Annotated in this window: 26 protein-coding genes; 9 read left to right on the top strand and 17 right to left on the bottom strand. The window is 71.8% G+C overall.

Annotated elements, in window-relative coordinates; translation table 11 throughout:
- The first annotated feature begins 247 nt into the window (after positions 1-247).
- Positions 248-2,284, top strand: coding sequence for an NPCBM/NEW2 domain-containing protein (locus tag ACFZAT_RS23390; protein WP_391266567.1), 2,037 nt, complete (start codon positions 248-250; stop codon positions 2,282-2,284).
- Here the strand turns inward: ACFZAT_RS23390 and ACFZAT_RS23385 are convergent.
- Positions 2,274-3,233, bottom strand: a complete 960-nt coding sequence (locus tag ACFZAT_RS23385; RefSeq protein WP_391266565.1) for an ROK family protein — start codon at positions 3,231-3,233, stop codon at positions 2,274-2,276. The two genes, ACFZAT_RS23390 and ACFZAT_RS23385, sit on opposite strands and share 11 nt — an antisense overlap.
- 177 nt (positions 3,234-3,410) lie before the next feature.
- On the opposite strand from ACFZAT_RS23385, the gene ACFZAT_RS23380 reads away from it, so the two are divergent.
- A complete protein-coding gene (locus ACFZAT_RS23380; RefSeq protein WP_391266562.1) occupies positions 3,411-4,439 on the top strand; it encodes a substrate-binding domain-containing protein in 1,029 nt (342 codons plus the stop codon).
- 7 nt (positions 4,440-4,446) lie between these two features.
- Here the strand turns inward: ACFZAT_RS23380 and ACFZAT_RS23375 are convergent, their stop codons facing one another.
- The 5 genes from ACFZAT_RS23375 to ACFZAT_RS23355 form a co-directional block, all read right to left on the bottom strand.
- Positions 4,447-5,745: a DUF6986 family protein gene (locus ACFZAT_RS23375; RefSeq protein WP_391266557.1), complete on the bottom strand. Its 1,299-nt coding sequence runs from the start codon at positions 5,743-5,745 to the stop codon at positions 4,447-4,449.
- A gap of 170 nt (positions 5,746-5,915) precedes the next feature.
- The gene (locus ACFZAT_RS23370) at positions 5,916-6,878 is read right to left on the bottom strand and encodes an FAD-binding protein (RefSeq protein ID WP_391266555.1); all 963 of its coding nucleotides are present in this window, start codon (positions 6,876-6,878) and stop codon (positions 5,916-5,918) included.
- A 59-nt stretch (positions 6,879-6,937) separates the two neighbouring features.
- On the bottom strand, positions 6,938-7,723 hold the full coding sequence (locus ACFZAT_RS23365; RefSeq protein WP_391266550.1) for an electron transfer flavoprotein subunit beta/FixA family protein: 786 nt from the start codon (positions 7,721-7,723) through the stop codon (positions 6,938-6,940).
- Between the two features lie 202 nt (positions 7,724-7,925).
- Positions 7,926-8,432 (bottom strand): flavin reductase, encoded by a 507-nt coding sequence (locus ACFZAT_RS23360; protein ID WP_391266548.1) that lies wholly within the window; start codon positions 8,430-8,432, stop codon positions 7,926-7,928.
- 196 nt (positions 8,433-8,628) lie between these two features.
- A complete protein-coding gene (locus ACFZAT_RS23355; protein WP_391266546.1) occupies positions 8,629-8,955 on the bottom strand; it encodes a thioredoxin domain-containing protein in 327 nt (108 codons plus the stop codon).
- Between the two features lie 219 nt (positions 8,956-9,174).
- On the opposite strand from ACFZAT_RS23355, the gene ACFZAT_RS23350 reads away from it, so the two are divergent.
- On the top strand, positions 9,175-9,897 hold the full coding sequence (locus tag ACFZAT_RS23350; RefSeq protein WP_391266544.1) for a 1-acyl-sn-glycerol-3-phosphate acyltransferase: 723 nt from the start codon (positions 9,175-9,177) through the stop codon (positions 9,895-9,897).
- Between the two features lie 128 nt (positions 9,898-10,025).
- Here ACFZAT_RS23350 and ACFZAT_RS23345 read toward each other — a convergent pair whose 3' ends face one another.
- Genes ACFZAT_RS23345 through ACFZAT_RS23335 form a run of 3 tightly spaced genes read right to left on the bottom strand, consistent with a single transcriptional unit; the run spans position 10,026 to position 13,278 of the window.
- Positions 10,026-11,108 carry a beta-eliminating lyase-related protein gene (locus ACFZAT_RS23345; protein WP_391266542.1) on the bottom strand — a complete coding sequence of 361 codons (1,083 nt, stop codon included), beginning with the start codon at positions 11,106-11,108 and terminating at the stop codon, positions 10,026-10,028.
- Positions 11,087-11,854 (bottom strand): SDR family NAD(P)-dependent oxidoreductase, encoded by a 768-nt coding sequence (locus ACFZAT_RS23340; RefSeq protein WP_391266540.1) that lies wholly within the window; start codon positions 11,852-11,854, stop codon positions 11,087-11,089. The genes ACFZAT_RS23345 and ACFZAT_RS23340 overlap by 22 nt, the downstream gene beginning before the upstream one ends.
- Positions 11,855-11,880: 26 nt before the next feature.
- Positions 11,881-13,278: a DUF6421 family protein gene (locus ACFZAT_RS23335; RefSeq protein ID WP_391266535.1), complete on the bottom strand. Its 1,398-nt coding sequence runs from the start codon at positions 13,276-13,278 to the stop codon at positions 11,881-11,883.
- Between the two features lie 387 nt (positions 13,279-13,665).
- On the opposite strand from ACFZAT_RS23335, the gene ACFZAT_RS23330 reads away from it, so the two are divergent.
- The gene (locus ACFZAT_RS23330; protein ID WP_391266532.1) at positions 13,666-14,349 is read left to right on the top strand and encodes a glycerophosphodiester phosphodiesterase family protein; all 684 of its coding nucleotides are present in this window, start codon (positions 13,666-13,668) and stop codon (positions 14,347-14,349) included.
- A gap of 109 nt (positions 14,350-14,458) precedes the next feature.
- Here ACFZAT_RS23330 and ACFZAT_RS23325 read toward each other — a convergent pair whose 3' ends face one another.
- On the bottom strand, positions 14,459-15,013 hold the full coding sequence (locus ACFZAT_RS23325; protein ID WP_391266528.1) for a GNAT family N-acetyltransferase: 555 nt from the start codon (positions 15,011-15,013) through the stop codon (positions 14,459-14,461).
- Positions 15,014-15,244: 231 nt separating this feature from the next.
- Between ACFZAT_RS23325 and ACFZAT_RS23320 the strand changes: the two genes are divergently transcribed.
- The 5 genes from ACFZAT_RS23320 to ACFZAT_RS23300 all read left to right on the top strand — a co-directional run bounded on the left by ACFZAT_RS23320 (position 15,245) and on the right by ACFZAT_RS23300 (position 18,636).
- Entirely contained in the window at positions 15,245-15,826 is a 582-nt protein-coding gene (locus ACFZAT_RS23320) for a DUF5134 domain-containing protein (protein ID WP_391266525.1), read from the top strand.
- Positions 15,827-15,912: 86 nt separating this feature from the next.
- Positions 15,913-16,848, top strand: coding sequence for a M48 family metalloprotease (locus ACFZAT_RS23315; protein ID WP_391266522.1), 936 nt, complete (start codon positions 15,913-15,915; stop codon positions 16,846-16,848).
- 72 nt (positions 16,849-16,920) lie between these two features.
- Positions 16,921-17,613 carry a phosphatase PAP2 family protein gene (locus ACFZAT_RS23310; RefSeq protein ID WP_391266520.1) on the top strand — a complete coding sequence of 231 codons (693 nt, stop codon included), beginning with the start codon at positions 16,921-16,923 and terminating at the stop codon, positions 17,611-17,613.
- Positions 17,614-17,684: 71 nt separating this feature from the next.
- Entirely contained in the window at positions 17,685-18,386 is a 702-nt protein-coding gene (locus ACFZAT_RS23305) for an HAD-IA family hydrolase (protein WP_391266518.1), read from the top strand.
- A 70-nt stretch (positions 18,387-18,456) separates the two neighbouring features.
- Positions 18,457-18,636 (top strand): hypothetical protein, encoded by a 180-nt coding sequence (locus tag ACFZAT_RS23300; protein ID WP_051083973.1) that lies wholly within the window; start codon positions 18,457-18,459, stop codon positions 18,634-18,636.
- A 140-nt stretch (positions 18,637-18,776) separates the two neighbouring features.
- On the opposite strand, the gene ACFZAT_RS23295 is transcribed toward ACFZAT_RS23300, so the two are convergent.
- From ACFZAT_RS23295 to ACFZAT_RS23265, 7 genes are all read right to left on the bottom strand, one after another.
- A complete protein-coding gene (locus ACFZAT_RS23295) occupies positions 18,777-19,160 on the bottom strand; it encodes a helix-turn-helix domain-containing protein (RefSeq protein ID WP_391266515.1) in 384 nt (127 codons plus the stop codon).
- Positions 19,161-19,238: 78 nt separating this feature from the next.
- Positions 19,239-20,309: a galactose-1-epimerase gene (locus ACFZAT_RS23290; protein WP_391266513.1), complete on the bottom strand. Its 1,071-nt coding sequence runs from the start codon at positions 20,307-20,309 to the stop codon at positions 19,239-19,241.
- A 96-nt stretch (positions 20,310-20,405) separates the two neighbouring features.
- Positions 20,406-21,434, bottom strand: a complete 1,029-nt coding sequence (locus tag ACFZAT_RS23285; protein ID WP_391266510.1) for a substrate-binding domain-containing protein — start codon at positions 21,432-21,434, stop codon at positions 20,406-20,408.
- Between the two features lie 109 nt (positions 21,435-21,543).
- Complete coding sequence (locus ACFZAT_RS23280; RefSeq protein ID WP_391266506.1) at positions 21,544-22,608, bottom strand: ABC transporter permease; 1,065 nt, start codon at positions 22,606-22,608, stop codon at positions 21,544-21,546.
- Complete coding sequence (locus tag ACFZAT_RS23275; protein ID WP_265870103.1) at positions 22,605-23,579, bottom strand: ABC transporter permease; 975 nt, start codon at positions 23,577-23,579, stop codon at positions 22,605-22,607. Before ACFZAT_RS23275 ends, ACFZAT_RS23280 begins: the two co-directional genes overlap by 4 nt.
- Positions 23,576-25,231 carry an ATP-binding cassette domain-containing protein gene (locus ACFZAT_RS23270; protein ID WP_391266501.1) on the bottom strand — a complete coding sequence of 552 codons (1,656 nt, stop codon included), beginning with the start codon at positions 25,229-25,231 and terminating at the stop codon, positions 23,576-23,578. The genes ACFZAT_RS23275 and ACFZAT_RS23270 overlap by 4 nt, the downstream gene beginning before the upstream one ends.
- A gap of 118 nt (positions 25,232-25,349) precedes the next feature.
- Positions 25,350-26,438: a substrate-binding domain-containing protein gene (locus tag ACFZAT_RS23265; protein WP_391266498.1), complete on the bottom strand. Its 1,089-nt coding sequence runs from the start codon at positions 26,436-26,438 to the stop codon at positions 25,350-25,352.
- Positions 26,439-26,759: the final 321 nt, after the last annotated feature.

The raw sequence follows: 26,759 nt of genomic DNA, 5'->3' as shown, positions 1-26,759 counted from the left end.
CTGCCGGGCAGATCCGATCTGTTGTACGAGTGCGCCATGAACCCGTCCTCCGGAAGGCAACCGAACACAACCGAACGTGCGCTTGGATCTCACCCCCAACATGGGGCACAGTCAAGGGTTTTGACGAGATGCGGCCGACCGGACACCGACCCTCTTCCAACAGACTTCAACACGCTCTAACGTATTCGCTCGTCTTGGCGTGCACATGTCGCCGCCTGATCCGGCACGAGTACGGAGGAACGTAACGATGCGTCACCTTCCAAGCCGTCCCACCCGAGCGAGCCGCCGCAGAGTCCTCGGAGCCCTGGCCGCGGGCCTCCTGTGTACGGCGGGGGCCGTGGTGCCCGCCGCCGCGCACTCCCCCGCACCGGCACCGGCCGCCGGTGTCCGGGCCGCGAACGGACTGGCCCTCACCCCGCCCATGGGCTTCAACAACTGGAACTCCACGCATTGCCGCGCCGAGTTCAACGAGGAAATGGTCGAGGGAATCGCCGACATCTTCGTCGAGAAGGGGCTGAAGGAAGCCGGGTACGAGTACGTCAACCTGGACGACTGCTGGGCGGTTCCGGAGCGCGACGCCGAAGGAAAGCTGGTCGCCGATCCGGTGCGCTTTCCGCACGGCATCAAGGCGGTCGCGGACTACGTGCACGCGAAGGGCCTCAAGCTGGGGATCTACACCAGCGCCGGCACCAGGACCTGCGACAGCGTGGGCATCCCCGGAGCACTCGGCCATGAATTCAGCGACGCGCAGCAGTTCGCCGACTGGGGCGTCGACTATCTCAAGTACGACAACTGCAACAACCAGGGCGTGGACGCCAAGGAGCGCTATACGACGATGCGGGACGCGCTCGTCGCGACCGGCCGGCCCATCGTCTACAGCATCTGCGAATGGGGCCAGAACAAGCCCTGGGAATGGGCCGCCGGCCTGGGCAACCTCTGGCGCACCACCGGTGACATCAACGACAGCTGGGGCAGCATGCTGTCGATCATGAAGCAGAACCTCCCGCTGGCGGCCGCGGCCGGCCCGGGGCACTGGAACGACCCCGACATGCTGGAGGTCGGCAACGGCGGGATGACCGACACCGAGTACCGCACCCACTTCTCGATGTGGTCGGTGATGGCGGCGCCGCTGCTCATCGGCTCCGACCTGCGCACCGCGTCCCGGGAGACCTTCGACATCCTCTCCAACGAGGAGGTCATCGCCGTCGACCAGGACCCGCTGGGCAAGCAGGGCGAGGTGCTCTCCTCCGAGGGCGGTCGCTGGGTCGTGGCCAAGGAGATGAAGGACGGTTCCCGGGCCGTGGCACTGTTCAACGAGACCGACAGCGCCCAGCGGATCTCCACCACGGCCGCCGCGGCGGGCCTGCCGCACGCCTCCGGCTACACCGTGCGCGACCTGTGGGACCACACCACCCGCAACACGGCGGGCGGCCTCTCGGCGACCGTGCCCGCGCACGGCACCGTGCTGCTGCGCGTCGCCGCCGGTCACCGCTGGGCCGCGCACCCGCCGGCCGTCGAACTGGCCCTGGAGGGCAGCCCGCTGGTCGAGGCGGGCCGCACGGCCGCGCTGACGACGAAGGTCACCGACCTGGGCCGCACGCCCGCGCTCACGGTGTCCGCCGCGCTCACCGGCCCGGCCGGCTGGCGGCTGGAGGCCGCGTCGCCGACGCGCACGGCCGCGCTTCCCACCGGCCGCGCGCTGGCCACCCGGTGGCGGGTGACGGCCCCCGCCGGGACAGCTCCCGGCGGCTACGACCTGACGCTCACCGCCCTGTACCGCTCCCCCACCGGTGAGCGCATCCGGTCCGCCGTCCCGTTCCGGGCCCATGTGGTGGTGCCGCCCCCGGCCGGCGGCGGCTACCTCGGCGACCTGCCGCAGCTCAGCGCCTCCAACGGCTACGGCCCCGTCGAGAAGGACACCAGCAACGGCGAGAGCGCCGCGGGCGACGGCCACCCGCTGACCATCGGCGGCCAGGTGTACGCCAAGGGGCTCGGCGTGCACGCGGCGAGCGGAGTCGAGTACTACGCGGGCGGCGCGTGCGACACCGTGACGGCGCAGGTGGGCGTGGACGACGAGAAGGGAGCCAAGGGCAGCGTGGCCTTCGAGATCTGGGCGGACGGCAGGAAGGCAGCGTCCACCGGGGTCCTGACCAACGCGATGGCTCCGCAGCCCCTCTCGGCGGACGTGACCGGGGCCCGGGTCGTCCGTCTGGTGGTGACGGACGGCGGCGACGGCGTCGACTCGGACCACGGGGACTGGGGGGACCTGCGGATCACCTGCTGAGCGGGTCCGCGAGCGGCCGGGCGGTGGTGGCCAGTGCGGCCGCCGCCGCCCCGACCAGGCCCGCGTCGTTGCCCATGACCGCGGGCACCACCGTCAGGTGCTGGACGAAGGAGAGCGTGGCGTACCGGCGCAGGGCTGTGCGCAGCGGGGCGAACAGCAGGTCGCCGGCGCCGGCCACTCCGCCGCCGATCACCGCGATGTCGATCTCGACCAGGGTCGCCGTCGCGGCGATCCCCGCCGCCAGGGCCTGCGCGGCGCGTTCGAACGAGGCCACGGCGACCGGGTCACCGGCCCGGGCGGCGGCCGCCACACCGACCGCGGTCGCGTCGCCGTCCGGACCGGGCCGCCAGCCGGCGTCCAGCGCGCGGCGCGCGATGTTGGGGCCGCTCGCGATGCGCTCGACGCAGCCGCGCGCCCCGCACGGGCAGAGGTCGCCGTCGAGGTCCACGCTGATGTGCCCGATGTGGCCCGCGTTCCCGCTGGGGCCGGGGTGCAGGGCGCCGCCTAGGACGAGCCCGCCGCCGACACCGGTCGAGACGACCATGCACAGCGCGTTGTCATGGCCGCGCGCCGCGCCGAGCCAGTGCTCCGCCGCCGTGATCGCGACACCGTCGCCGACCAGCGTGACCGGGAGGCCGCCGGTGGCACCGGCGACCCGCTCGACCAGCGGGAAGCCCCGCCAGCCGGGCACGTTGACCGGGCTGACCGTGCCCTTGGCCGCGTCCACCGGGCCCGCGCTGCCGATGCCGACGGCCGTGGCGTCGCCCCAGTACGGGGACGCGGCCAGATCGGCCAGGACGCCACTGACGGCGCCCATGACCCGCTCGCCGCTCTCCCGCGCGGGCGTCGGCCGCTGAGCGCGCACCACGATCCTGCCGTCCCGGTCCACCAACGCGCCGGCGATCTTGGTGCCCCCGATGTCGAGGGCGGCGACGAGGTCGGTCTGCATCGGTGTGGCTCCGGGTGGTGTGGGCGGGACCTGCGGCTCAGGTGCAACAGTCTGCCCAGTCTCCATTCCCTTGACAACGTTGTCCAGGGCCTATGCTCGACGCCACACCCTCCGGGAGCCCCACGGCAGCCGCCGTGGCCCGCCGGGACCGCCCGACCGACGACAGGACAGCGCACCGTGGCCGAGACCGCCCGCCATCCCGAGCCCCGTTACGGCAACCGGCCGACCATGAAGGACGTGGCCGCCCGGGCCGGGGTGGGCCTGAAGACGGTCTCACGCGTGGTCAACAGCGAGCCGGGGGTCACCCCGGACACCGAGCGCCGGGTGCAGGAGGCGATCGAGGCGCTGGGCTTCCGCCGGAACGACAGCGCCCGGGTACTGCGCAAGGGCCGGACCGCCTCCATCGGCCTGGTCCTGGAGGACCTGGCGGACCCCTTCTACGGACCGCTGAGCCGCGCGGTCGAGGAGGTGGCGCGCGCGCACGGCGCCCTGCTGATCAACGGGTCGAGCGCCGAGGACCCGGAGCGCGAGCAGGAGCTGGTCCTCGCCCTGTGCGCGCGCCGGGTCGACGGGCTGATCGTGATCCCGGCCGCCGACGACCACCGCTATCTGGAGCCGGAGATCAAGGCCGGGGTCGCGACCGTCTTCGTGGACCGTCCGGCGGGACAGATCCAGGCCGACATGGTGCTGTCGGACAGCTTCGGCGGGGCCCGCGAGGGCGTCGCCCATCTGATCGCGCACGGCCACCGCCGTATCGGCTTCATCGGCGACCAGCCGCGCATCCACACCGCGACCGAACGCCTGCGCGGTTACCACGCGGCGATGGCGGAGGCCGGGATAACCGTCGAGGACTCCTGGGTCTCGCTGGGCTCCACGGACCCCGGCCGGGTCCGCGCCGCCGCCGAGGAGATGCTTTCGGGCCCGGAGCCCGTGACGGCGCTCTTCTCCGGCAACAACCGGGTGACGGTCACGGTGGTACGCGCCCTCGCGGACCGGGAGCGGCCGGTCGCCCTGGTCGGCTTCGACGACATCGAGCTGGCGGACCTGCTCGGCATCACCGTCGTCTCCCAGGACGCGGCGGCGGCCGGCCGCACCGCCGCCGAACACCTCTTCCGGCGCCTGGACGGAGCCGGTCACCCCCCGGCCCGCGTGGAGCTCCCGACCCGGCTGATCGCCCGGGGTTCCGGGGAGATCCCGCCGGCCTGAACGGACCTCAGGGCGCGGTGACCGTGAGGGTGCCGCGCCGGGGCGAGGCGAAGGCGTCGAGGTCCGCGCGGGTCAGCCCGGTCAGCTTCGCCACCTCGTCGGTGTCCAGGGCGCCGCAGTCGATGCCGCGCAGCAGGTAGCCGCTGAGCGCCTTGGCGGTGGCCGGTTCGTCCATCACGTCGCCGCCGGCCTTGGAGACGTACGCGGCGAGCCGGGCGGCGGCCTGCTCCAGACCCTCGCGGTAGAACGTGTAGACGGCCGCGTAACGGGTCGGCAGGTGGCCCGGGTGCATGTCCCAGCCCTGGTAGTAGGCACGGGCCAGGGCGCGGCGCGTGAGGCCGTAGTGCAGCCGCCACGCCTCGTGGACCTGCGGGGTGGGCCCGACGGGCAGGACGTTGGTCGAGCCGTCGGAGACGCGTACGCCGGTACCGGCCGCGGCGACCTGCATGACGGCCTTGGCGTGGTCGGCGGCCGGGTGGTCGCTCGCCTGGTACGCGGCGCTGACGCCGACGCAGGCGCTGTAGTCGAACGTGCCGTAGTGCAGCCCGGTCGCCCGCCCCCGCGCCGCGTCGATCATGCGGGCCACGGCGGCGGTGCCGTCGGCGGCCAGGATGGACTGGCTGGTCTCGATCTGGATCTCGAAGCCGATCCGCCCCTCGGGCAGCCCGTGCGCCTGCTCGAAGGCTTCGAGGAGTTGGACGAAGGCGGTGACCTGCTCGGGGTACGTCACCTTCGGCAGGGTGAGGACGAGCCCGTCGGGGAGCCCGCCCGCCCGCATGAGGCCGGTCAGGAAGACGTCCGTGGTGCGGATGCCCCGGTCGCGGACGGCGGCTTCCATGCACTTCATCCGGATGCCCATGTACGGGGCGGCCGTGCCGTTGGCGTACGCCTCCGAGACCAGCCGGGCCGCGCGGGCCGCCGCCTCGTCCTCCTCGGCGTCGGAGCGGGGTCCGTAGCCGTCCTCGAAGTCGATCCTCAGGTCCTCGACCGGCTCGCGCTCCAGCTTGGCGCGTACGCGGTCGTGGACGGGCCCGGCCAGCTCGTCCGGGATGCCGAGCACCCCGGCGAGGGCCGCCGCGTCGGGGGCGTGCTCGTCCAGCGCCTTCAGCGCCTCGTCGCCCCAGGCGCGCAGGGTGCCGGCCGTGAAGACGTCGCCCGGTACGTAGACCGTGTGCACGGGCTGGCGGGTGCCGGGGTCGCCCGGGTAGCGGCGGGCGAGTTCGGCGTCCACCGGGGCGAGGGACGCGCTGATCCCGTCGCTGACCGCACCGGCGAGGCTCGTCGCCACCTTCTCCTGCTGACCCATCGTCCGCACCCTCCACGCTCCAGCCATTTCCGCTTCCCGGAAACAACAATCCGTATAGTGAAGTTATAAGGCGGTCGCATCCGAGTCAACGGTGACCGGAAACGCCACGGGGCCGCACGGTGCGTTCACCGTGCGGCCCCGGGCCGTTGCTCGTCGATACCGTCCGGCGATCAGCCCTTGCGGGTGTTGATCTCCTCGGTGAGCTGGGGGACGACGTCGAAGAGGTCGCCGACGACGCCGTAGTCCACGAGGTCGAAGATCGGCGCCTCGGCGTCCTTGTTGACCGCGACGATGGTCTTCGAGGTCTGCATGCCTGCCCGGTGCTGGATCGCGCCGGAGATGCCGTTGGCGATGTAGAGCTGCGGGGAGACGGACTTGCCGGTCTGGCCGACCTGGTTGGTGTGCGGGTACCAGCCGGCGTCCACCGCGGCGCGCGAGGCGCCCACCGCGGCACCCAGCGAGTCGGCGAGGGCCTCGATGACCGCGAAGTTCTCCGCGCCGTTGACGCCGCGGCCCCCGGAGACCACGATCGCGGCCTCCGTCAGCTCCGGACGGCCCGTCGACTCACGCGGGGTGCGCGACAGCACCTTCGTACCCGTGGCCTGCGCCGAGAAGGTGACCGCGAGGGTCTCGACGGCACCGGCGGCCGAGGCCGCCTCGACCGGGGCGGAGTTGGGCTTGACCGTGATGACCGGAACACCCTTGGAGACACGGGACTTGGTCGTGTAGGAGGCGGCGAACGCGGACTGCGTGGCGACCGGGCCCTGGTCACCGGCTTCCAGGTCGACGGCGTCGGTGATGATGCCGGAGCCGATCCGGACCGCGAGGCGGGCCGCGATCTCCTTGGCCTCCGCGGAGGAGGACAGCAGCACGGCGGCCGGGGACACGGCGTCGAAAGCGGCCTGGAGCGCGTCCACCTTCGGTACCACCAGGTACTCGGCGAACTCGGGGGCCTCGGCGGTCAGCACCTTGACCGCGCCGTGCTCGGCGAGCACGGCGGCGGTGTCGGCGGCGCCGTTGCCCAGCGCGACGGCGACGGGCTCGCCGATACGGCGGGCGAGCGTCAGCAGCTCCAGGGTGGGCTTGCGGACGGCACCGTCCACGTGATCGACATAGACGAGAACTTCAGCCATGGGACTTCAATCTCCTGCGTGTACGAAGTAGGCGGGGGTGGTGAGGGGACGCCGGGGGCTCAGATGAACTTCTGGCCCACCAGGAACTCGGCCAGCTGCTTGCCGCCCTCGCCCTCGTCCTTCACGATCGTGCCCGCGGTGCGGGCCGGACGCTCGGTCGCGGAGTCGACCGCGGTCCACGCACCCGCCAGGCCGACCTCGTCCGCGTCGATGCCCAGGTCGTCCAGGTCCAGGGACTTCACCGGCTTCTTCTTCGCCGCCATGATCCCCTTGAACGACGGGTAACGCGCCTCGCCGGACTGGTCGGTCACCGACACCACCGCCGGAAGCGACGCCTCCAGCTCCTCCGACGCACTGTCCCCGTCACGACGGCCGCGCACGACACCGCCCTCGACCGACACCTGCGACAGCAGCGTCACCTGCGGCACACCCAGCCGCTCCGCCAGCAGCGCCGGAACCACACCCATCGTGCCGTCCGTCGACGCCATCCCCGAGATCACCAGGTCGTACCCGGTCTCCTCGATCGCCTTCGCCAGCACCAGCGAGGTACCCAGCGCGTCCGTACCGTGCAGATCGTCGTCCTCGACGTGAACCGCCTTGTCCGCACCCATCGACAACGCCTTGCGCAACGCGTCCTTGGCATCCTCCGGACCCACCGTCAACACGGTGACCTCCGCATCGTCCGCCGCGTCCGCGATCTGCAACGCCTGCTCGACCGCATACTCGTCCAGCTCCGACAGCAGACCGTCGACGTCCTCACGGTCCAACGTCAGGTCATCGGCGAAATGCCGGTCACCGGTCGCGTCGGGCACGTACTTCACAGTGACAACGATCCTCAAGCTCACGCCGGCTCTCCTACTGCATCGTCATTTCCGGGCTGCCTTGTTGCACGCAGCATAGGCGCCTGATGGGGCGATTTCCGGTCGGGGCGACCAACGCTCCGACCGTCATATTACTCGTCAGTACATCCAGCGTGTGCCCAATGAGCAAGCGCTTTGCACTGTGATCTGCCCTACCCGGTCCACCCGGGAACCCCCGGGCCTCGGATCAGTCCCGCAGAGCCGTGAATCGGCCCTGGTGATAGACGAGCGGCCGGCCCCCGCCGGCCGGGTCACCCTCGACCACCTGTGCGATCACGATGTGATGGTCGCCCGCCGGAACCCGGGCCACGACGCGGCAGACCAGCCACGCCAGCACGTCGTCCAGCAGCGGAACGCCCTCCGGCCCGCTGCGCCAAAAGGTGGACGGGCCGAACCGGTCGGCGCCGCTCCGGGCGAAGGTGGCGGCCAGCTCCCGCTGGTGTTCGCCGAGTATGTGCACGCCCACGTGCTCGGCCTCGGCCAGCACCGGCCAACTGGAGGACGAGGTGCCGACGCCGAAGGAGACGAGGGGCGGCTCGGCGGCCACGGAGTTGAGCGAGGTGGCGGTGAAGCCGACCGGGCGCTCCCCGGCGGCGGTGATCACGGCGACCCCGGCCGCGTGCCGGCGGAACACGGAGCGCAGGAGCTCGGGAGATGCCGTGCGTGCCTTGCCGAGCCCGGGTGATGCCGTCATGGAGATGTCCTTCTGCGCGTCGGAGATGCGGGGTCGTGGATGCTCAGGCACCCGGACAGCGCGCGCCGGCGGTGCGGGCGAGGTCGATGTACGCCCGGCCATGGAGAAGGGGATCTGACGGCATAACGTCAGACTGACGATGCCCGGTGGGTGCAGTCAAGGGCGTTTCACCAGGTGGGAGAAGCGTCACGGCCCGTCAGATCGCCCGGCCGAGGGCGGCGACGACGTCGACGGTGCGGGGCTGCCCCTCGGCGCGGCGGACGATCCGGCCCGCGGCGTCGAGGACCAGGACGGTCGGGGTCCGGCTGATGCCGAGGTCGCGTACGAGCGCGAGACTCGCTTCCGCGTCGATCTCCACATGGGCGACCCCCTCGACCATTCCGGCCACGTCCGCGAGGGTGCGGCGGGTGGCCCGGCACGGCTGGCAGAAGGCGGTGGAGAACTGGACGAGCGTGGCCCGCTCCCCCAGTTCCGCGCCGAGCCGTGCCGCGTCCAGCCTCTCTGCGCCTGCCTGCCCGTCCACCTTCTGCCTCCTGTCAGAGCTCTACGCAAGGGGTCAGCGTCCCCGACGCCGCGGGCATTCCCGGGTGCCCCACGTGACGAGAATCTCGCGGCCCGGCGGCGCCGGGACTGGCCACCACGTCACCGCATGGGGCACGATCGCCCCAATGCCGAAAACCTACGGCTGCGTAACTTCCGCCGGGAGAACCTCCGCGGGCGCTGAAGAAAGGGTCTTCCCCAGATGGCAGAACTCGTCTATCGGCCGGTCATCGGCGCCGCTCGCACGTTTTTCAAGGCGCTCGACCTGAAGATCGACACTCAGGGTTCGGAGCACATCCCGAAGACCGGTGGCGCTGTTCTGGTCAGCAACCACATCAGTTATCTGGACTTCATCTTCAGTGGCCTCGTCGCACTCCCGCAGAAGCGGCTGGTGCGTTTCATGGCCAAGGAATCGGTATTCCGGCACAAGGTCTCCGGGCCTCTGATGCGCGGCATGAAGCACATTCCCGTGGACCGCAAGCAGGGCGAGGACGCGTACGCCCACGCGCTGGAGTCGCTGCGGTCCGGTGAGATCGTCGGGGTGTTCCCCGAAGCGACGATCTCGGAGTCGTTCACGCTCAAGAGCTTCAAGTCCGGTGCCGCGCGCCTGGCTCAGGAGGCCGGGGTGCCGCTGATCCCGATGGCCCTGTGGGGCACCCAGCGGCTCTGGACCAAGGGCCGGCCGCGCAGCTTCAAGCGCAATCACACCCCGATCACCATCCGCGTCGGGGAGCCCGTGGAGGCCCCCGCCGACCAGTACGCGGGCGCCATCACGCGACGGCTGCGCGAGCGGGTGCAGGAGCTGCTCGAAGCGGCGCAGCGGGCCTATCCGGTCCGGCCCAAGGACGCGAGTGACACGTGGTGGGTGCCCGCGCACCTGGGCGGTACGGCTCCGACGCCGGCCGAGGTCCGCGAGCGCGGCTGAAACGTCACGCCGGGGTGCGGAGAGGTCCGCACCCCGGCGCCGTCCGGGCGGCCGCCAGGCCGTGTCCGGAAGGTCCCGTCGTACGCCCGCAGGGCGTCGCGGGCCAGACGGGACTTTACGGACACGGCCTAGGCGGCGGCCATCTCCTCCTTGAGCGCGAGGAGGAACGCGTCGACGTCCTCCTCCGTGGTGTCGAAGGCGCACATCCAGCGCACGTCCCCGGCCTGCTCGTCCCAGAAGTAGAAGCGGAAGCGCTTCTGGAGCCGTTCGGTCACCGCGTGCGGCAGCCGTGCGAAGACGGCGTTGGCCTGGACGGGGTGGAGGATCTCCACTCCCCCGATCCCGCGCACGCCCTCGGCGAGGCGCTGGGCCATGGCGTTGGCGTGCCGGGCGTTGCGCAGCCACAGATCGCCCGCGAGCAGCGCCTCCAGCTGTACGGAGACGAAGCGCATCTTCGACGCGAGCTGCATGGACAGCTTCCGCAGGTGCTTCATGGCCCGGACCGCGTCCGGATTCAGGACGACGACGGCCTCGCCGAAGATGGCCCCGTTCTTCGTGCCGCCGAAGGAGAGCACGTCGACGCCGACGGCGTTGGTGAACGTACGCATGGGCACGTCCAGGGACGCCGAGGCGTTGGCTATGCGGGCGCCGTCGAGGTGCACCGTCATGCCGTGCCCGTGGGCGTGTTCGCAGATGGCGCGGATCTCGTCGGGTGTGTAGACGGTGCCCAGTTCGGTGTTCTGGGTGATCGAGACGACCTGCGGCATGGCACGGTGCTCGTCGTCCCAGCCGTACGCCTGCCGGTCGATGAGCTCCGGCGTGAGCTTGCCGTCCTCGGTGGGTACGGTGAGCAGCTTCAGGCCGCCGACCCGCTCGGGCGCCCCGCCCTCGTCCACGTTGATGTGCGCGGACTCGGCGCAGATGACCGCGCCCCAGCGGTCGGTCATGGCCTGGAGGGACACCACGTTGGCACCGGTCCCGTTGAAGACGGGGAACGCCTCGGCGGTGGGCCCGAAGTGGCTGTGCATGACGCGCTGGAGATGGCCCGTGTAGTCGTCCTCGCCGTAGGCGACCTGGTGGCCGCCGTTGGCGAGGGCGAGTGCCGCGAGGATCTCGGGGTGCGTCCCCGCGTAGTTGTCACTGGCGAAACCGCGGACCTGCGGGTCGTGATGGCGACGCGCGTCGGTCCTTACGGTTGCGGGGTCAACCACAGGCGCTTTCCGTTCACTTCCGGGGCGGGCCGGTCCCAGACGCCGGCGATGGCATCGGCCAGGTCCTCGACGTCGGTGAAGCCCGCGAACTTCGCATTCGGGCGCTCGGCGCGCATCGCGTCGTGCACCAGTGCCTTCACGACCAGGATCGCAGCCGCGCTGCGGGGGCCGTCCTCGCCCCCCGCCTTGCGGAAGGAGTCGGCGAGGGCCAGGGTCCACGCCTCGGCGGCCGCCTTGGCGGCCGCGTAGGCGGCGTTGCCCGCGGTCGGCTTCGTGGCACCCGCCGCACTCGTCAGCAGGAATCGCCCCCGGTCGCTGCGCAGCAGGCAGTCGTGGAAGGCCAGCGAGGTGTTCTGCACCGTGCGGATCAGCAGCTTCTCCAGCAGCGTCCAGTCGGCGGGGTCGGTCTCGGCGAAGGTCGCGCTGCCGCGCCAGCCGCCCACGAGGTGGACGACGCCGTCGACGCGGCCGAACTCCTTCTCCGTCTTGGCCGCCCATTCCCTGGTGGCGGCCAGGTCGAGCAGGTCGACGGTGTCGCCCGTGACGGTCGCGCCGCCGTGGGCGTAGCGCGCCGCGTCGACGGCCTCGGCGAGCCGGGTGGGGTGCGAGTCCGACGCGACGACGACCGCGCCCGCTTCGGCGAGGCGCAGCAGGGTGGCCCGGCCGGCCGGGCCCGCGGCTCCCGCGACGGCGACGACGGCGCCTTCGAGCGCGCCTTCCGCGTCACCCGTGCTTGTTCCGTTCATGGCCTCCGCCTCCTTGGGACCTGTGCTCACGCGGCAGCCTTCCCCGCGTCCGAGGCGGTGATGCCCTTGGTCGAGGCGATCACGTTCTTCAGCTTCTTGGAGAGGGCCTCATAGAACATGCTCAGGGGAAACTCGTCCGGAAGCACGTCGTCCACGAGTTTCCGCGGCGGCTGGGAGAGGTCCAGGGCGTCCGGGCCCTTGGCCCAGCGGGAGCCGGGGTGCGGGGCGAGGTAGGTGGAGACGAGGTCGTAGGCCGCGAACCAGTGGACGATCTTGGGGCGGTCGATGCCGTCCCGGTACAGCTTCTCGATCTCGGCGCAGAGCTGGTTGGTGACCTGCGGGGCGCGCTCCCAGTCGATCCGGAGCGTGTTGTCGGTCCAGCGGACCACGTCGTGCTTGTGGAGGTACGCGAAGAGGAGCTGGCCGCCGAGGCCGTCGTAGTTGCGGACGCGCTCGCCGGTGACCGGGAAGCGGAACATCCGGTCGAAGAGCACGGCGTACTGCACGTCGCGGCCGTGCGGGTTGCCCTCGGCCTCCAGCTTCACGGCCTCCTTGAAGGCGGTGAGGTCGCAGCGCAGCTCTTCGAGGCCGTACATCCAGAACGGCTGGCGCTGCTTGATCATGAAGGGGTCGAACGGCAGGTCGCCGTGGCTGTGGGTGCGGTCGTGAACCATGTCCCAGAGCACGAACGCCTGCTCGCAGCGCTGCTGGTCGCCGATCATGGCGCGGATGTCGTCGGGCAGGTCGACGCCGAGGAGGCCGACGGCCGCCTCGGTCACGCGGCGGAAGCGGGCGGCCTCGCGGTCGCAGAAGATGCCTCCCCAGCTGAAGCGCTCGGGGGCCTCGCGGACGGCGATGGTCTCCGGGAAGAGCACCGCGGAGTTGGTGTCGTAGCCGGAGGTGAAGTCCTCGAAGGTGATGCCGCAGAACAGCGGGTTGTCGTAGCGGGCGGCCTCCAGCTCGGCGAGCCAGTCGGGCCAGACCATGCGCAGCACGACCGCTTCGAGATTGCGGTCGGGGTTGCCGTTCTGGGTGTACATGGCGAAGACGACCAGGTGCTGGAGACCGTCGGCGCGCCCCTTGGCCGGCTGGAAGGCCAGCAGGGAGTCCAGGAAGTCGGGGACGTCGAATCCGCCGCCCACCCAGCCGCGCAGGTCCTTCACGAGGGCGCGGTGGTACGCGGCGTCGTGCGGCAGCAGCGGGGACAGCTCCTCGACGGCGCCGATGACCCGTTCTACGGCGGCCTCGGCGAGCGCCGGGCCGGGCGCGCCCTCGGCGTCGAAGTCGATGGAACCGTCCTTCGACTGCCAGGGGCGGATCTCCTCCACGGCGTTCTTGAGCGCGGGCCAGGCCGGGTGCTCGATCACCCGTGGGGCGGCAGCTATGTCGCCGGATGCGGCGTCGTGCACAAGAATTTCCGTCATCACACTTCCTCCACGGGAGAACCTCGCGTCTGACCACCGTATCCGTGTGCGAGTCCCCGGGACAAGTGGGATTGTGGAAATTATCCTGCCGACCCCCATGGTCACCGTCATTTTTCCTGCGGCACGCCGCTGCGGCGGCTTCTTCGGGGGTTGCGCGCGGCGCTGCGCCGCCGGCCCCACCCCTCCCCCGTACGGCGTTCCGAGGCAACTAGTCCTTTCGTCTGGATCAGGCTGGATCAGGGAGCGGGGCGTGGTGCGTGTGGCTGCAAGGCGGAGGAGGGCGACAACGCGGCAGACGCGCGTGCCACGCCCCGCGAGCCCAGCGTGATCCAAACGAAAGGCCCTAGGCTGCCTCGGGAACAGAGCGTCGACGGAAGGGAGCGGGCCTTGTCTATCCTCACGATCGGTCATCGCGGAGCGGCGGGCTTCGAGCCGGAGAACACTCTGCGCTCGTTCGTCCGTGCCGAGAAGGAGGGCGTGGACCTCATCGAGCTGGACCTGCACCTGAGCAAGGACGGCGCGCTGGCCGTCATGCACGACGCCGAGGTGGACCGGACGACCGACGGCGAGGGCCCGATCGCGGAGAAGACGCTCGCCGAGCTGCGCGCGCTCGACGCGGGCCTGGGCGAGCGGGTGCCCGTCTTCGAGGAGGTCCTGGACGCCGTGCGGTCGCCGCTCCAGGCGGAGATCAAGGACGTGGCGGCGGCCCGCACCCTGGCCCGGGTCATGCACGAGCGCGACCTCGTCGAGCGCGTCGAGGTGATCTCGTTCCACGACGAGGCGATCGCCGAGATCGCGCAGCTGGTCCCGGGCGTACGGACGGCGCTGGTGGCCAGCCGCTGGGGCGGGGACCTGCTGGACCGCGCGAAGGCGGTGGGCGCGACCCGGCTGATCCTGAACGTCCGGCGCATCACGCTGGAGCTGGTCGACAAGGCCCACGCCGAGGGGCTGACGGTCTTCGGCTGGACGGTCAACACCCAGAAGCAGCTGCGGCTGGCCCAGGGGCTCGGGCTCGACGGCGTGACCACCGACCACCCCGACATCCAGCGCGGGGGCGGCGCTCCCGCCTAGGGGGTGTCTTCGTCACATTGCCGTCGTCCGCCCGGAGGGCGGGCCGGGCGGCGAGAGTGCGTGCATGGCGTCGCCCGGCAGACGGGAATGTGACGAAAGGACCTAGCGATCAGCCGGCCAGCTCCTTGACCAGCAGCTCGAAGGCCAGGTCGTCGCGCTGGGGGATGCCGAAGCGCTCGTCGCCGTACGGGAACGGGGAGAGCTTGCCCGTGCGGCGGTAGCCCCGGCGCTCGTACCAGGCGATGAGCTCCTCGCGGACGGAGATCACGGTCATGTGCATCTCCCGCACGCCCCAGCTCTCCCGGACCGCGCGCTCGGCCTCGGCGATGATCACCTTGCCGAGGCCGGCGCCCTGGAGCGCGGGACGGACCGCGAACATGCCGAAGTACGCGGCATCGCCGCGGTGCTCCAGCTGGCAGCAGGCGACGGGCGCGCCGTCCCGCTCCACCACGAGCAGCCGGCTTCCCGGGCTCTCGACCACCGCGCGCACGCCCTGCGGGTCGGTGCGCTGCCCCTGGAGGATGTCCGCCTCGGTGGTCCAGCCGGCGCGGCTGCTGTCGCCCCGGTATGCCGACTCGATCAGCTCGACGAGCGCGGGGATGTCCGCTTCGGTGGCGTCGCGGAACGTCAGCTCTCCCGTGTCCCGGGGCGGGGCGGTGTCCATGGCGGGGTGTCTCCGGATTCTGTGCGGGGGCGGTGCCGGAGCAGCGTAACTCCGAGGGAGGCGCCGGGGCTCCCGGCGGTTCTCACGGGGCGCGCGGGGGCGCGTACCGGGCGCATCGCGGAAACACTCCCGTCGCGCGCTCCCCTGTACCTCCGTGCGCCGCGTACGGGTGTCCGGCCCCGGGCATCTACTGGGCGACGGCGATGTCGTTCGCCCGGGGGGAGGGCCGCTGTGCACGGACCGGCGATGTCCGGATGGCTGCTGATGGCGTTGTGCGCGGTGACGGGCTCGTACTGCTTGCTGCGCACCCGTACGGGGAGCGCGGAGGAGCGCAGAGCCGCGCGAGCCGAGGCGCTGATGGGCTTCGGCATGGCCGCGATGGCGATACCGGCGGCCGCCGTCGCCCCGCCCGCCTGGGGGTGGGGGGTCTATGCGGTGTTATTCGGGGTCGCGGCGCTGCGGGCGCTGTGGTTCTCCCGGCGCAGCGGACACCATCTGCACCATCTGGTCGGCTCCTCCGCGATGGTCTACATGGCGGTGGTGATGGCCCGGGCCGGGGCGGGCGGGCACGCGGCGCACGCGATGGGTTCCCACAGCATGGCCGGCGCGGGCGGGATACCCGTGCTCACGGGGCTGCTTCTCGTCTACTACGCGGTGTACGTGCTGCGCTCGGGCGCCCGGCTGGTGCCGGTGACCGCAGCGGCCCCCGCGGGCGGGCCCGCGCGCGGGGGCTGGGGGGCGCGCCCCGAACTGGCGCTGGCGTGCCGGCTGACCATGGGCCTGGCGATGTTCGCGATGCTGCTCACCCTGTGAGACGGGAAGGGCCGCCCTTCGTGGTGTGCGTCACTTGGCGCGCGGAGCCATACCCGTGTGTGGCGCGGCCCTCATAGGCTGACGCCATGTGGGTCTCCCTAGCGCTGCTGCTGCTCGGTGCACTGGCCGCCGTCGTGACCCCGCGCCTGATGGCGCGGGCCGAGTGGCCCGAGCGCGAGCCGGTCGTGGCGCTGTGGGTGTGGCAGTGCGTGGTGGCCGCGGTGCTGCTGTCGTTCGCCCTCGCCATGACGATCAGCGCGGCCGCCGCCTGGCAGGCGGTACGGGGCCATGTCTTCGCGCCCGCGCCGCACGCCGTCGTGGAGGCCTACGCCCTCGCGGGCCACGGGTCGTGGTCGGCGGTGATGGCGGTACTGCTGGCCCTCGGCGGGGTGTGGACGGCCGCCATGCTGGCCCGGGAGATCCACCGGGCGCAGCTGCGCCGCAAGCAGCGGCGGACCGAACTCCTGGTGCGTGCCCCGCTGATGCCCGGCGAGGAGCCGGGGTCCGGGCGCCTCGTCGTGCTGGAGGGCGAGCGCCCCGACGCCTGGTGGCTGCCGGGGTCCGCGCCCCAACTCGTCATCACCACGGCCGCGCTGGGGCGGCTGAAGGGACGCCAGCTCGACGCCGTCCTGGCCCATGAGCAGGGCCACGCCCAGGCCCGGCACGACTGGCTGCTCAACTGCTCGGAGGCGCTGGCCTCCGGCTTCCCGCAGGTCCCGGTCTTCGCGGCCTTCCGCAACGAGATGCACCGGCTGGTCGAGCTGGCGGCCGACGACGTGGCCTCACGGCGCTTCGGCCGGCTGACGATCGCCCTCGCCCTGGTCGAACTCAACGAGGACCGGGGCGTGTTCGGCCCGTCCTCGGCCGCGGACGCGGAGCTGCCGCTGCGGGTGAACCGGCTGCTGGCCCCGGCCGGCAGGCTCACGGCGGCGCGGCGGCTGCGGCTGACCGCGGCGGCGGCGCTGGTGCCGGTGGTCCCGCTGCTGGTGGCGTTCGTGCCGGGGCTCAGCGCGCTGAAGTAGCGAGCGGGGGGCCTTGTGCTTTCCGGCGCGCTGAAATGGCCGTCGGGGGCGTGGGTCGGCGAGGATCGTGCCATGCATATTCCGCTGCTCTCCCCCGTCGGCCGGGTTCGCGCCGTTTCCCGCCTCTCGCGGGCGGGCGCGGTCTGCGCGGTGCTCGGCGGTGCGGTGACGGCGCTGGTCGTCGCCCGATGGCGGCCGCTCGTGGACCTCGACGGGCGGATCGCGGAGGCGCTGCACCGGCGGGCGGTCACCGAGCCCGGCCTCGTCCATGTCAACCGGTTGCTGACGGACTGGCTGTGGGACCCGTGGATGTTCCGTGCCCTGATCTCGGTCGCGGTAGTGGTCCTGTGGTGGCGCGGGTCCAGGCCGCTCGCGGTGTGGGTGGCGGCGACGGCGTTGCTCTCGGCGCTCGTCCAGCAGGGCGTGAAGGCCGCCGTCGGCCGGGACCGGCCGCAGTGGACGGATCCGGTGGACTCCGCGCACTACGCGGCCTACCCCTCGGGGCACGCGATGACGGCGACCGTGAGCTGCGGGCTGCTGCTGTGGCTGCTGTACCGGTCCGGTGTGCGGCGCGGGGTGTGGCGGGCGGCGGTGGGCGCGGCGGCGGTCTCGGTGCTCGGGGTCGGGCTCACCCGGCTGTACCTGGGCGTGCACTGGCCGTCCGATGTGCTGGGCGGGTGGCTCCTCGGGGCCGCGCTGGCCGCCTTCGCGATCCGGGGCTTCGACCGGTGGTGCGCCGCCTCGCCCGCGCGCCGGGGGCTCTGACCGGGCAGGGGTCGTGGCCGCCGGACGGGCGCCCTTGCCCGGGGCCCGCCGGTTCGGCGAGGATCGGTGCCATGCCGATCAAGGGTGCCCTCTTCGACTTCTCCGGGACGCTGTTCCGGATCGAGCCGGTCCGTTCCTGGCTCGCCGCGACCCTCGCCGAGCGGGGGGTGCGCGTGGACGAGGCCGCCTTCGAGCGGTACGCGGCGGAGCTGGAGGCATTCGGCGCGCTGCCGGGCGGACCCAGCCCGAAGCGAATGCCCGGGGAACTGGCGGACGGCTGGGCGCACCGCGACGAGAGCGCGGAACTGCACCGCGCGGTGTACACCGGCCTGGCCCGCCAGGTCGCCCTTCCCGACCCAGGTCTCTACGACGCGCTGTACGACCGCCATCTGCGCCCGGACGCCTGGCGCCCCTACCCGGACGCGGCGGAGGTGCTGGAGGGGCTGCGCGCGGCCGGGGTCCGGATCGGGGTCGTCAGCAACATCGGCTGGGACCTGCGCCCCGTCTTCCGCGCGCACGGCCTGGACCGCTACGTGGACGCGTACGTCCTCTCCTTCGAGCACGGCGTCCAGAAGCCGGACGCACGCCTCTTCCGCACCGCCTGCACACTTCTCGGACAGGATCCGGCGGATGTGGTGATGGTCGGCGACGACCGGCGCGCCGACGGCGGGGCCGCGGCGCTGGGCTGCGAAGTGCGTTTCGTACGCCACCTGCCGGTGGACCAGCGCCCCGACGGGCTGCGGGAGCTCGGACTGACCGAGAAGGTTGCCTGAGACACATGTGAGAGATGTCCCTGACGCGCAATGGGTCGGATTGTCACATCGTGGCCTTAGCCTGGAGAACATGTCCCCGACTCCGTGCCCGTCCGACTCCGTACGCCCCGCAGCAGTGGTGAATGAAGACATTCGCGACCTGTGGCGGCGTTCGGGCGGTCACCTGTCCCCGGAGGACGAGGAGCAGTACCAGCGCCTGCTGGTCGAGTGGGCCGCCGCGACCGGGGGCGGCGAGCGGCCGGCGTTCTGAGACGTCCCGGCTCCGGCGATCCCCTGCGTCGCCGGAACCGGTCCGCGGCGGGGGTACAGCATGTCCCGTCGCGGCTGATCGGTCAATGAAGTACTACGGTCCGTGAGATCCCCGGACCTCACGGTCACGGAGCCGTCGGCTCACGCCTCGCCGAGGCGCACCGCCTGGCAGGCCGCCGCTTCCAGGACGCGGTCGAGCAGCCCGGGGAACAGCGCGTCGAGGTCGTCCCGGCGCAGCCCGTTCATCTTGGCGGTGCCCCGGTAGGTCTGCTGGACGATGCCGCTCTCGCGCAGCACCCGGAAGTGGTGCGTGGAGGTGGACTTGGTGACCGGCAGCTCGAAGCAGGAGCAGGTCAGCTCGGCCCCGGCGGCGGCCAGTTCGCGTACGACAGACAGCCGCACCGGGTCCGAGAGCGCGTGCAGGACCGCTTCGAGCCGGATCTCCTCACGGGTGGGGTGGGGCAGGGAGCGCGCGCCCGCTGCCGGGGCAGTGCTGCTGGCAGGGGTCACGGTCGCTCTCCGCATCGTCGCTCCGTCCGGGGCTCCCATACTACGAGGCTCATCGTAATTCGCCGCATGGGACGGAAGCCGTCACGGACCGGATCACCCCGCCAGGTGCGGGAAGCGGTATTCGGTGCGGCTGCGGAGGTGTTCGCCGGGGCGCAGCACCGTGGACGGGTGGTCCGGGCGGTTGGGCGAGTCGGGGAGGTGCTGGGTCTCCAGGCAGACGGCGCTGTGCCGCTCGTGGTGGCCGCCGTCCGGGTCGGCCAGGGTGCCGTCCAGCTGGTTGGCGGTGTAGACCTGGATGCCCGGTTCGGTGGTCCACACCTCCATGACCCGTGCGCCGCCGGGTGCGGTGAGGCGGGCGGCGCGGCGGGGGGCGGCGGGTGCGTCCGCGCCGTCGAGGACCCAGCAGTGGTCGAACCCTCCCGCCCGGCGCAGCTGTTCGTCGGGCAGGGCGATCCGGTCCGCGAGGGTCTGCGGCGCGGCCAGGTCGAACGGGGTGGCGGCGACGGGCGCGGCGGGGCCTTCGGGGATGCCCTCCTCGTCCACGGGGAGGTAGTGCCCGGCGTCCACCTGGAGGGTGTGGCCGAGGATGTCGCCCCGGGCGGTCAGGTCGAAGTACGCGTGGTTGGTGAGGCTGACGACGGTGGCGCGGTCGGTGGTGGCCGCGTAGTCGAGCGCGAGGGTGCCGGCCGCGTCGAGGGTGTACGTCACGGTCACGTCCAGCGCGCCCGGGAAGCCCATGTCGCCGTCGGGGCTGTGCAGCGTCAGCCGCAGGACGGCCGCCTCGTCCGTCGTGGTGCCCTCGGCCTGCCAGATCCGGGTGTGGAAGCCGTCCGGGCCGCCGTGCAGGGCGTGGCCCCGGTCGGTGGCGGGGACCTGGTGCTCCGTGCCGTCGAGGGTGAACCTGCCGTGTGCGATGCGGTTGGCGTAACGGCCGACGAGGGCGCCGAAGAACGGGTTCTTGCCCGTGTAGTCGTCGAGGGCGGGCAGCGAGCGGACGACCGAGGCCGGGGTGCCGGCGGTGTCGGGCACGGTGAGCCGGTGCAGGATGCCGCCGTAGGTGAGGATCTCGGCCCGGACTCCGGTGCCGGAGTCGAGCGTCCAGATGTCGACGTCCGTGGACCCGTGGGCGCCGAACGGTTTGCTGTGCACGGTGGGGCGAGGCATCAATGATCCTTGGGGCGATCGGGAGGCCGGAGCGGCCGGACGGGCGGGGCGGGGGCGGCGGACTCCCCGGGGGTGGCGGGGAGTCCGGGCCGTGGCTCAGGCCCGATCGGCGGCGGGCCGGGGAACGGTGGATTCGCGGACGACGAGCCGGTAGCCGGGCCGGGGCCGCCTGGGCTCCGCAACCGGCTCGCCGGAGAGGCGTTCGACCAGGCTGTCGACGGCGAGGCGGGCGATGGCCTCCTTGTCGGGCGCCACGGTGGTGAGCGTGGTCGCGCCGTAGAGGCTCTCCTCGATGTCGTCGAAGCCGACGACGGCGACGTCCTCGGGGATGCGCAGGCCGCGTGCGGTGAGGGTGCGCATGGCGCCGATGGCGATGAGGTCGTTGTACGCGAAGACGGCGTCGGGGCGCTCGCCCCGGTCCAGCAGCGCGGCCATGGCGGAGGCCCCGTCCTCGCGGCCGTAGCCGTCGGTGACGACGACCAGCGCCTCGTCGGGCTCGATGCCGGAGGCGGCCAGCTCCTCGCGCCAGCCGCGCAGCCGGAGGTGGGCGGGCTGGCGTTCGCGGCCGGTGCGGGAGCCGAGGAAGGCGATGCGGCGGTGGCCGAGCCCGACGAGGTGGCGTACGGCCTCGCGGGCGGCGGCGACGTTATCGATGGCGATGTGGTCGTACGGGGCCTCGTACTCGCGCTCGCCGAGCAGGACCAGGGGCGCGGTCTCGGTCCGCGCCATCAGGTCCTCGGTCTCCAGGTGGATCGGGCTGAGGATGAGCCCGTCGATGACATGGGACCGGAACCCCTGGCTGACGAGGAGTTCCTTCTCGCGCAGTCCGCCGGTGTGGTCGACCAGCACCGTGTAGTCGTGCCGGGCGGCGGCGTCGACCACCGCGCCGGCCAGCTCCGCGAAGTACGGGTTGCCGAACTCGGGGACGGCGAGCGCGATGATCCCGGTGCGGCCCTTGCGCAGATGGCGGGCGGTGAGGTTCGGCCGGTAGCCGAGCTCGTCGATGGCCTGCTGCACCTTGGCGCGCATCTTCGGTGTGACGTGCTGATAGTTGTTCACCACGTTCGACACGGTCTTGATGGACACGCCCGCCCGTTGCGCAACGTCCTTGAGGCTGACGCCCACGGCACTCCCTGAATCGACTTGTCGCGCGGTGAGGCGCGGTGGCCCGGCTCCCGCCGGTTCGGCTCGAACGGCTCGAACGGTGCCGGGGCCGTGGGGCCCCGGCACCGGTTCAGGTGGTTCTGCGGCTGCGCGCCAGATAGCGCTGGGCCACGACGACAACGATAAGGAAGCCGCCGCTGACGACCGACTGGTACGAGGAGTTCAGCGAGCCGATCTGGTTGATCAGGTTCTGGATGACCTGGAGGAGCAGGACGCCCCAGAGCGTGCCGCTGATGGAGCCGGCGCCGCCGATGAGGAGGGTGCCGCCGATGACGACGGCGGAGATCGCGTCGAGCTCCATGCCCACGCCGATGATGGTGACTCCGGAGGAGAGCCGGGCGGCGTTGAGCGCGCCGGCCAGCCCGGCCAGCAGTCCGCTGAGCGTGTAGACGAGCATCTTCGTACGGGCGACGGGCAGGCCCATCAGGGTGGCCGCGTCGCTGCTGCCGCCGACGGCGAAGATCGACTGTCCGAACGAGGTGCGCTGGAGGAGGAGCCCGCCGAGGCCGAACAGCGCGAGGGCGATGAAGATCGGGTAGCCGAAGCCCCAGATCGCGCCCTGGCCGAGTTCCGCGAAGGCCGAGTCCTTGGACACCAGATAGGTGGTGGCGCCCTCGTTCGTGATCGCGAGGAGCAGCCCGCGCGCCCCGAGGAGGGTGGCGAGCGTGACGATGAACGGGGCCATTCCGGCGCGGGCCACGAGGAAGCCGTTGAGCAGGCCGATCGCACCGCACACCACGAGCGGGACCAACAGGGCGGGCAGGATGCCCCATTGGGAGGCCCAGGCGGCGAGCACCCCGCCCAGGGCGAAGACGGAGCCGACGGAGAGGTCGATGCCGCCGGTGATGATGACCATGGTCATCCCGAGCGCGACGACGGCCAGGAACGAGGCCTGGACGGTCACCCCGCGGGCGTTGTCCAGGGTGGAGAACGTCGACGGGTAGATGCAGGACGCGACGATCACGACCGTCAGGAGGACGACCAGGACGCCTTGGCGTTGCAGGAGTTCGGCGATCCGCCCGCCGGTCGTGCGCGGCGATCCGGCACCGGGCGCCGGCGTGGTGGCATCGGAGGCGGCGGGGGTCTTGCGCGGGGCCGGGGCCGAGGCCGCCGGTGCAGGTGAGGTTTCGTTCATCGGGACCGACGCTCCCGGGCGACGTAGACGGCGGCGATGATGATGGCCGCCTGGGCGATCTGTGCGGTGGAGTCGGGCAGGTCGTGCTTGATGAGGGTGGCCCGCAGCAGTTGCATGAGCAGGGCGCCGGCGACGGTGCCGAGGACCCGGATGGAGCCGCCGTTGAGCGGGGTGCCGCCGACCACGACCGCCGTGATGGCGGAGAGTTCCATGAGGGTGCCGAGCGAGGAGGGGTCGCTGGCGGTGAGCCGGGCGGTGGCCAGGACTCCGGCGAGGGCGGCGAGCACCCCGCAGAGCACGTACACCCCGATGAGCACCCGGCGTACGGGCAGTCCGGCCAGGGCGGCCGCGGAGCGGTTGCCGCCGATGGCGACGACCTGGCGCCCGAAGGTGGTCCGGGTGACGAGGAAGGCCACGGCGACGGCGAGGACGCCGGCGATGAGGACGACCAGCGGGATGCCGAGGAAGGAGCCGGTGCCGAGGGAGAGCAGGTCGGGGTTGACGATCTGCTTGAGCTGGCTGTCCGCCATGACCAGGGCGAGGCCCCGGCCGCCGACGAACAGGGCGAGGGTGGCGACGATCGGCTGGAGGCCGACGAGCGAGACCAGGGTGCCGTTGACCGCTCCGACGAGGGCGCCGGCGAGCAGCGCCATGACGAGTGCGGGGACCAGTCCGTAGCCGAGGTAGAGCGGCAGCAGCGCGGCGGCCAGGGCCATGGTCGAGCCGACGGAGAGGTCGACGCCCTCGGTGCCGATGACGAGCGCCATGCCGAGGGCGACGATGACGATCGGGGCGACCTGGACGAGCTGGGTGCGCAGGTTGTCCACCGTCATGAAGTGTTCGGTGAACAGGGCGTTGAAGACGAGGACGACCGCGACGGCGAGGTAGACGCCGTACTCCTGGTACCAGGCGGGGTCGCGCAGCCGGGCGAGCGGCCGGGCTGCGGGGGTGGTGACTGCGGCCTGGGTCATCGGGGGTCCTCCTTCGCGGCCGGCGCCTTGTCCGCGGCAGCCGGTGAGTGGTCGGCGAGCACTTCGAGCAGATGGCTCTCCGCCACCTCGTCGCCCGCCAGTTCGCCCGCGACCGCGCCGCCCCGCAGGACGACGATCCGGTCGGCGCCCTCGATCAGTTCCTCGATGTCGGAGGAGATGAGCAGGACGGCCAGGCCCTCGCGGGCGAGGTCGTCGATGAGGCTCTGGACTTCGGCCTTGGCGCCGACGTCGATGCCCCGGGTGGGTTCGTCGAGCAGCAGGACCTTGGGTTCCAGGCAGAGCCAGCGGGCCAGCAGCACCTTCTGCTGGTTGCCGCCGGAGAGCTCGCCGACCTTCTGCTCGGGGCTCGCCGCCTTGATCCTGAGTCGCTTCATGAAGATGTCGACAATACGGTCCTGCTTGGCGCGGGAGACGATGCCGGCGCGGGAGAGCCGGGGCATCGCGGCAAGCACGATGTTCTCGCGGACCGAGAGGCCGGGCACGATGCCCTCGGCCTTGCGGTCCTCGGGCAGCAGGCTGATCCCGGCCCGGATGGCGCCGGCCGAGGTGAGGCGGCGCAGGGTGCGTCCGGCGACGCTCACCTCGCCGGAGTCCAGGGAGAGCGCGCCGGCGATGGCCTTCGCGGTCTCGCTGCGCCCGGAGCCGAGGAGTCCGCCGAGGCCCATGACCTCGCCCGCGTACAGGTCGAGGGAGATGTCGTGCAGCTGGTGGTCGCGGGAGAGGCCGGTGGCGGTGAGCACCGGGGTGCGCGCTGCCTCGTGACCCTCGGAGTCGAAGTTGGTGAGCCCTTCGCGGCGTACCTCGGCCATGTCGCGGCCGAGCATCATCGAGACGAGCTGCATCCGGTCGAGGTCGGCGAGGTCGCCGGTGTGGATGTGGTGGCCGTCGCGCAGGACGGTGACGCGTTCGCAGATCCGGTACAGCTCGTCCATGCGGTGGCTGACGTAGAGGACGGCGATACCGCGTCCGCGGAGGTCCTCGATGACCCGGAAGAGCGTCTCGACCTCGCGGGGCTCCAGCGAGGAGGTGGGCTCGTCCATGATGACGACCTGGGCGTTCACGGAGACGGCGCGGGCCATGGCGACCATCTGCTGGGTGCCGATGCCCAGGGTGTGCAGGGGGCGCTTCGGGTCGACGCGGACGCCGAAGCCGTCGAGCAGTTCGCTCGCCTCGCGGTACATCCGGGGGAAGTCGATCAGGCCGAAGCGGTTCTTGGGCTCGCGGCCGAGGAAGATGTTGCGCGCCACGCTCATCAGCGGGACGAGGTTCACCTCCTGGTAGATCGTGGAGATCCCAGCCTCCTGCGCCTCGAAGGGCCGGTTGAAGGAGACCTGTTCGCCGGCCAGCCGCAGTTCGCCCTCGTCCGGGCGGTAGACGCCGGTCAGCACCTTGATGAGGGTGGACTTCCCGGCTCCGTTCTCCCCCACCAGGGCGTGGGTCTCGCCGGGGCGCAGCGAGAAGGAGACGCCGTCGAGGGCGACGACGCCCGGGAACCGCTTGCTGACCGAGCGGGCCTCCAGGACGGCGGGGGCCGCGCCGGGCTCGTCCGCGAGGGCCGTTCCGGTCGCGCTGCTCTCCTTCGCGTCGGCGGCCGGCTCCGGCGGCTGCGGTACTGCTTCGGGTGGTGCCATGGCTGGTCTTGGCCTTCCGCTCTTCCGAGGATGGGGGCCCGGTGGCCGCCGTGACGGGGGAGCGCCACGGCGGCGGTGAACCGACGGAGCCGGTACGGGCAGGTGGGGCCGGCTGGGATCAGAACGCGTTGCCGACCGTGGACTTGGCGTTGGACTCGTCGTAGGCGCGGTCGCTGATGATGACGTTCTCGGGGATCTCCTCGCCGCCGTAGAACTTCTGGGCGGTCGCGAAGGCCAGCGGGCCGAAGCGCGGGTTGGACTCGATGACGGCGTTGTACTCGCCGTTGACGATGGCCTGGACGGCGTTGCGGGTGCCGTCGACGGAGACGATCTTGATGTCCTTGCCGGGCTTCTTGCCGGCGGCCTTCACCGCGGTGACGGCGCCGAGGCCCATCTCGTCGTTCTCGGCGTAGATGGCGGTGATGCCGGGCTTGGACTGGATCAGCTGCTCGGTGACCTGCTGGCCCTTGTCGCGGGCGAACTCACCGGTCTGCTGGGCGACGATCTCCATGTCGGGGGCCTTGGCCTTGAGCTGGTCCACGAAGCCCTTGGTGCGGTCGGTGGTGACGTTGTTGCCCGACGAACCGAGGAGGATGGCGACCTTGCCCTTGCCGCCGGTCGCCTTGATCATCGCGTCGGCGGCGCGCTTGCCCTGCTCCACGAAGTCGGAGCCCAGGAAGGCCACGTAGTCCTTGCAGGCGGTGGCGTTGAGCTTGCGGTCGACGGTGAGGACCGGGACCTTCTTGGCGGCGGCTGCCTTGAGGGCCGGCTCCAGGCCGTCGGAGTTCAGCGGGGCGACGATGAGGAACTGCGCGCCCTGGGCGAGCATGTCCTGGATGTCGCTGATCTGCTTGGACAGCTGCGACTGGGCGTTGGTGGTGAGCAGCTTCTTGACGCCGATCTTCTTCGCCTCGTCCTTGATGGACTGGGTCTCGGCGATGCGGAAGGGGTTGGCCTCCTTCTCCGACTGGGAGAAGCCGACGACCGCGTTCTTCAGGTCGAGCTTCGGCGCGCCGTAGCTCTGCAGCGAGCAGCCCGAACCGGACGAGGACTCGGGGGTCTTGGCCGCCTGCGCTGCCTGGCTGCTGTCGCTGCTCGCGTTGTTGTCCGAGCCCTCCGACTTGGAGCAGCCGGAAACGGCCAGCGTGGCGGTGGCGGCGAGGACGCAGGCCACGGCGAGGGTACGGGATCGACGCTGGATCATCATGCGCGGGAGCTCCTTGGCGGGATGACGGCACGCCGAGGGGCGTGCGGTCGGTCATGGCTGGACGATGCATCGGCCGCTGCGCGGCGGCCGATGTCACTGCACTCACGGCCCCGCTAGGAGACGGCCCCTAGCTGCACAAACTGCGGTCGTGAGAGCCTGCGCGGCCTCTCGGCGGCTCGGTTTACAACGTTATATAGGCGGTGCGGCACGGGCGGCAAGAGCGTTGTCGATGCGTTTCCAAAATGTGTCGCAGCCACTTCGTCCGACTCCGGCACCCGGACCCGGACGTTGCCGTCGCACCTCTGGACAGCCGCCTGGCGG

Source organism: Streptomyces sp. NPDC008163, assembly GCF_042956885.1.
GTDB classification, from domain to species: Bacteria; Actinomycetota; Actinomycetes; order Streptomycetales; family Streptomycetaceae; genus Streptomyces; species Streptomyces drozdowiczii_A.
The sequence above is the reverse complement of the archived record's forward strand: the minus strand, read 5'-3'. Positions and strand labels throughout refer to the sequence as shown.

Excerpts from the sequence above, each read along its gene's own strand:
- ACFZAT_RS23390 (WP_391266567.1), top strand. The coding sequence starts at position 248 with ATGCGTCACCTTCCAAGCCGTCCCACCCGAGCGAGCCGCCGCAGAGTC.
- ACFZAT_RS23385 (WP_391266565.1), bottom strand. The coding sequence starts at position 3,233 with ATGCAGACCGACCTCGTCGCCGCCCTCGACATCGGGGGCACCAAGATC.
- ACFZAT_RS23375 (WP_391266557.1), bottom strand. The coding sequence starts at position 5,745 with ATGGGTCAGCAGGAGAAGGTGGCGACGAGCCTCGCCGGTGCGGTCAGC.
- ACFZAT_RS23370 (WP_391266555.1), bottom strand. The coding sequence starts at position 6,878 with ATGGCTGAAGTTCTCGTCTATGTCGATCACGTGGACGGTGCCGTCCGC.
- ACFZAT_RS23360 (WP_391266548.1), bottom strand. The coding sequence starts at position 8,432 with ATGACGGCATCACCCGGGCTCGGCAAGGCACGCACGGCATCTCCCGAG.
- ACFZAT_RS23350 (WP_391266544.1), top strand. The coding sequence starts at position 9,175 with ATGGCAGAACTCGTCTATCGGCCGGTCATCGGCGCCGCTCGCACGTTT.
- ACFZAT_RS23340 (WP_391266540.1), bottom strand. The coding sequence starts at position 11,854 with ATGAACGGAACAAGCACGGGTGACGCGGAAGGCGCGCTCGAAGGCGCC.
- ACFZAT_RS23335 (WP_391266535.1), bottom strand. The coding sequence starts at position 13,278 with ATGACGGAAATTCTTGTGCACGACGCCGCATCCGGCGACATAGCTGCC.
- ACFZAT_RS23325 (WP_391266528.1), bottom strand. The coding sequence starts at position 15,013 with ATGGACACCGCCCCGCCCCGGGACACGGGAGAGCTGACGTTCCGCGAC.
- ACFZAT_RS23315 (WP_391266522.1), top strand. The coding sequence starts at position 15,913 with ATGTGGGTCTCCCTAGCGCTGCTGCTGCTCGGTGCACTGGCCGCCGTC.
- ACFZAT_RS23310 (WP_391266520.1), top strand. The coding sequence starts at position 16,921 with ATGCATATTCCGCTGCTCTCCCCCGTCGGCCGGGTTCGCGCCGTTTCC.
- ACFZAT_RS23305 (WP_391266518.1), top strand. The coding sequence starts at position 17,685 with ATGCCGATCAAGGGTGCCCTCTTCGACTTCTCCGGGACGCTGTTCCGG.
- ACFZAT_RS23300 (WP_051083973.1), top strand. The coding sequence starts at position 18,457 with ATGTCCCCGACTCCGTGCCCGTCCGACTCCGTACGCCCCGCAGCAGTG.
- ACFZAT_RS23295 (WP_391266515.1), bottom strand. The coding sequence starts at position 19,160 with ATGCGGAGAGCGACCGTGACCCCTGCCAGCAGCACTGCCCCGGCAGCG.
- ACFZAT_RS23290 (WP_391266513.1), bottom strand. The coding sequence starts at position 20,309 with ATGCCTCGCCCCACCGTGCACAGCAAACCGTTCGGCGCCCACGGGTCC.
- ACFZAT_RS23280 (WP_391266506.1), bottom strand. The coding sequence starts at position 22,608 with ATGAACGAAACCTCACCTGCACCGGCGGCCTCGGCCCCGGCCCCGCGC.
- ACFZAT_RS23275 (WP_265870103.1), bottom strand. The coding sequence starts at position 23,579 with ATGACCCAGGCCGCAGTCACCACCCCCGCAGCCCGGCCGCTCGCCCGG.
- ACFZAT_RS23270 (WP_391266501.1), bottom strand. The coding sequence starts at position 25,231 with ATGGCACCACCCGAAGCAGTACCGCAGCCGCCGGAGCCGGCCGCCGAC.
- ACFZAT_RS23265 (WP_391266498.1), bottom strand. The coding sequence starts at position 26,438 with ATGATGATCCAGCGTCGATCCCGTACCCTCGCCGTGGCCTGCGTCCTC.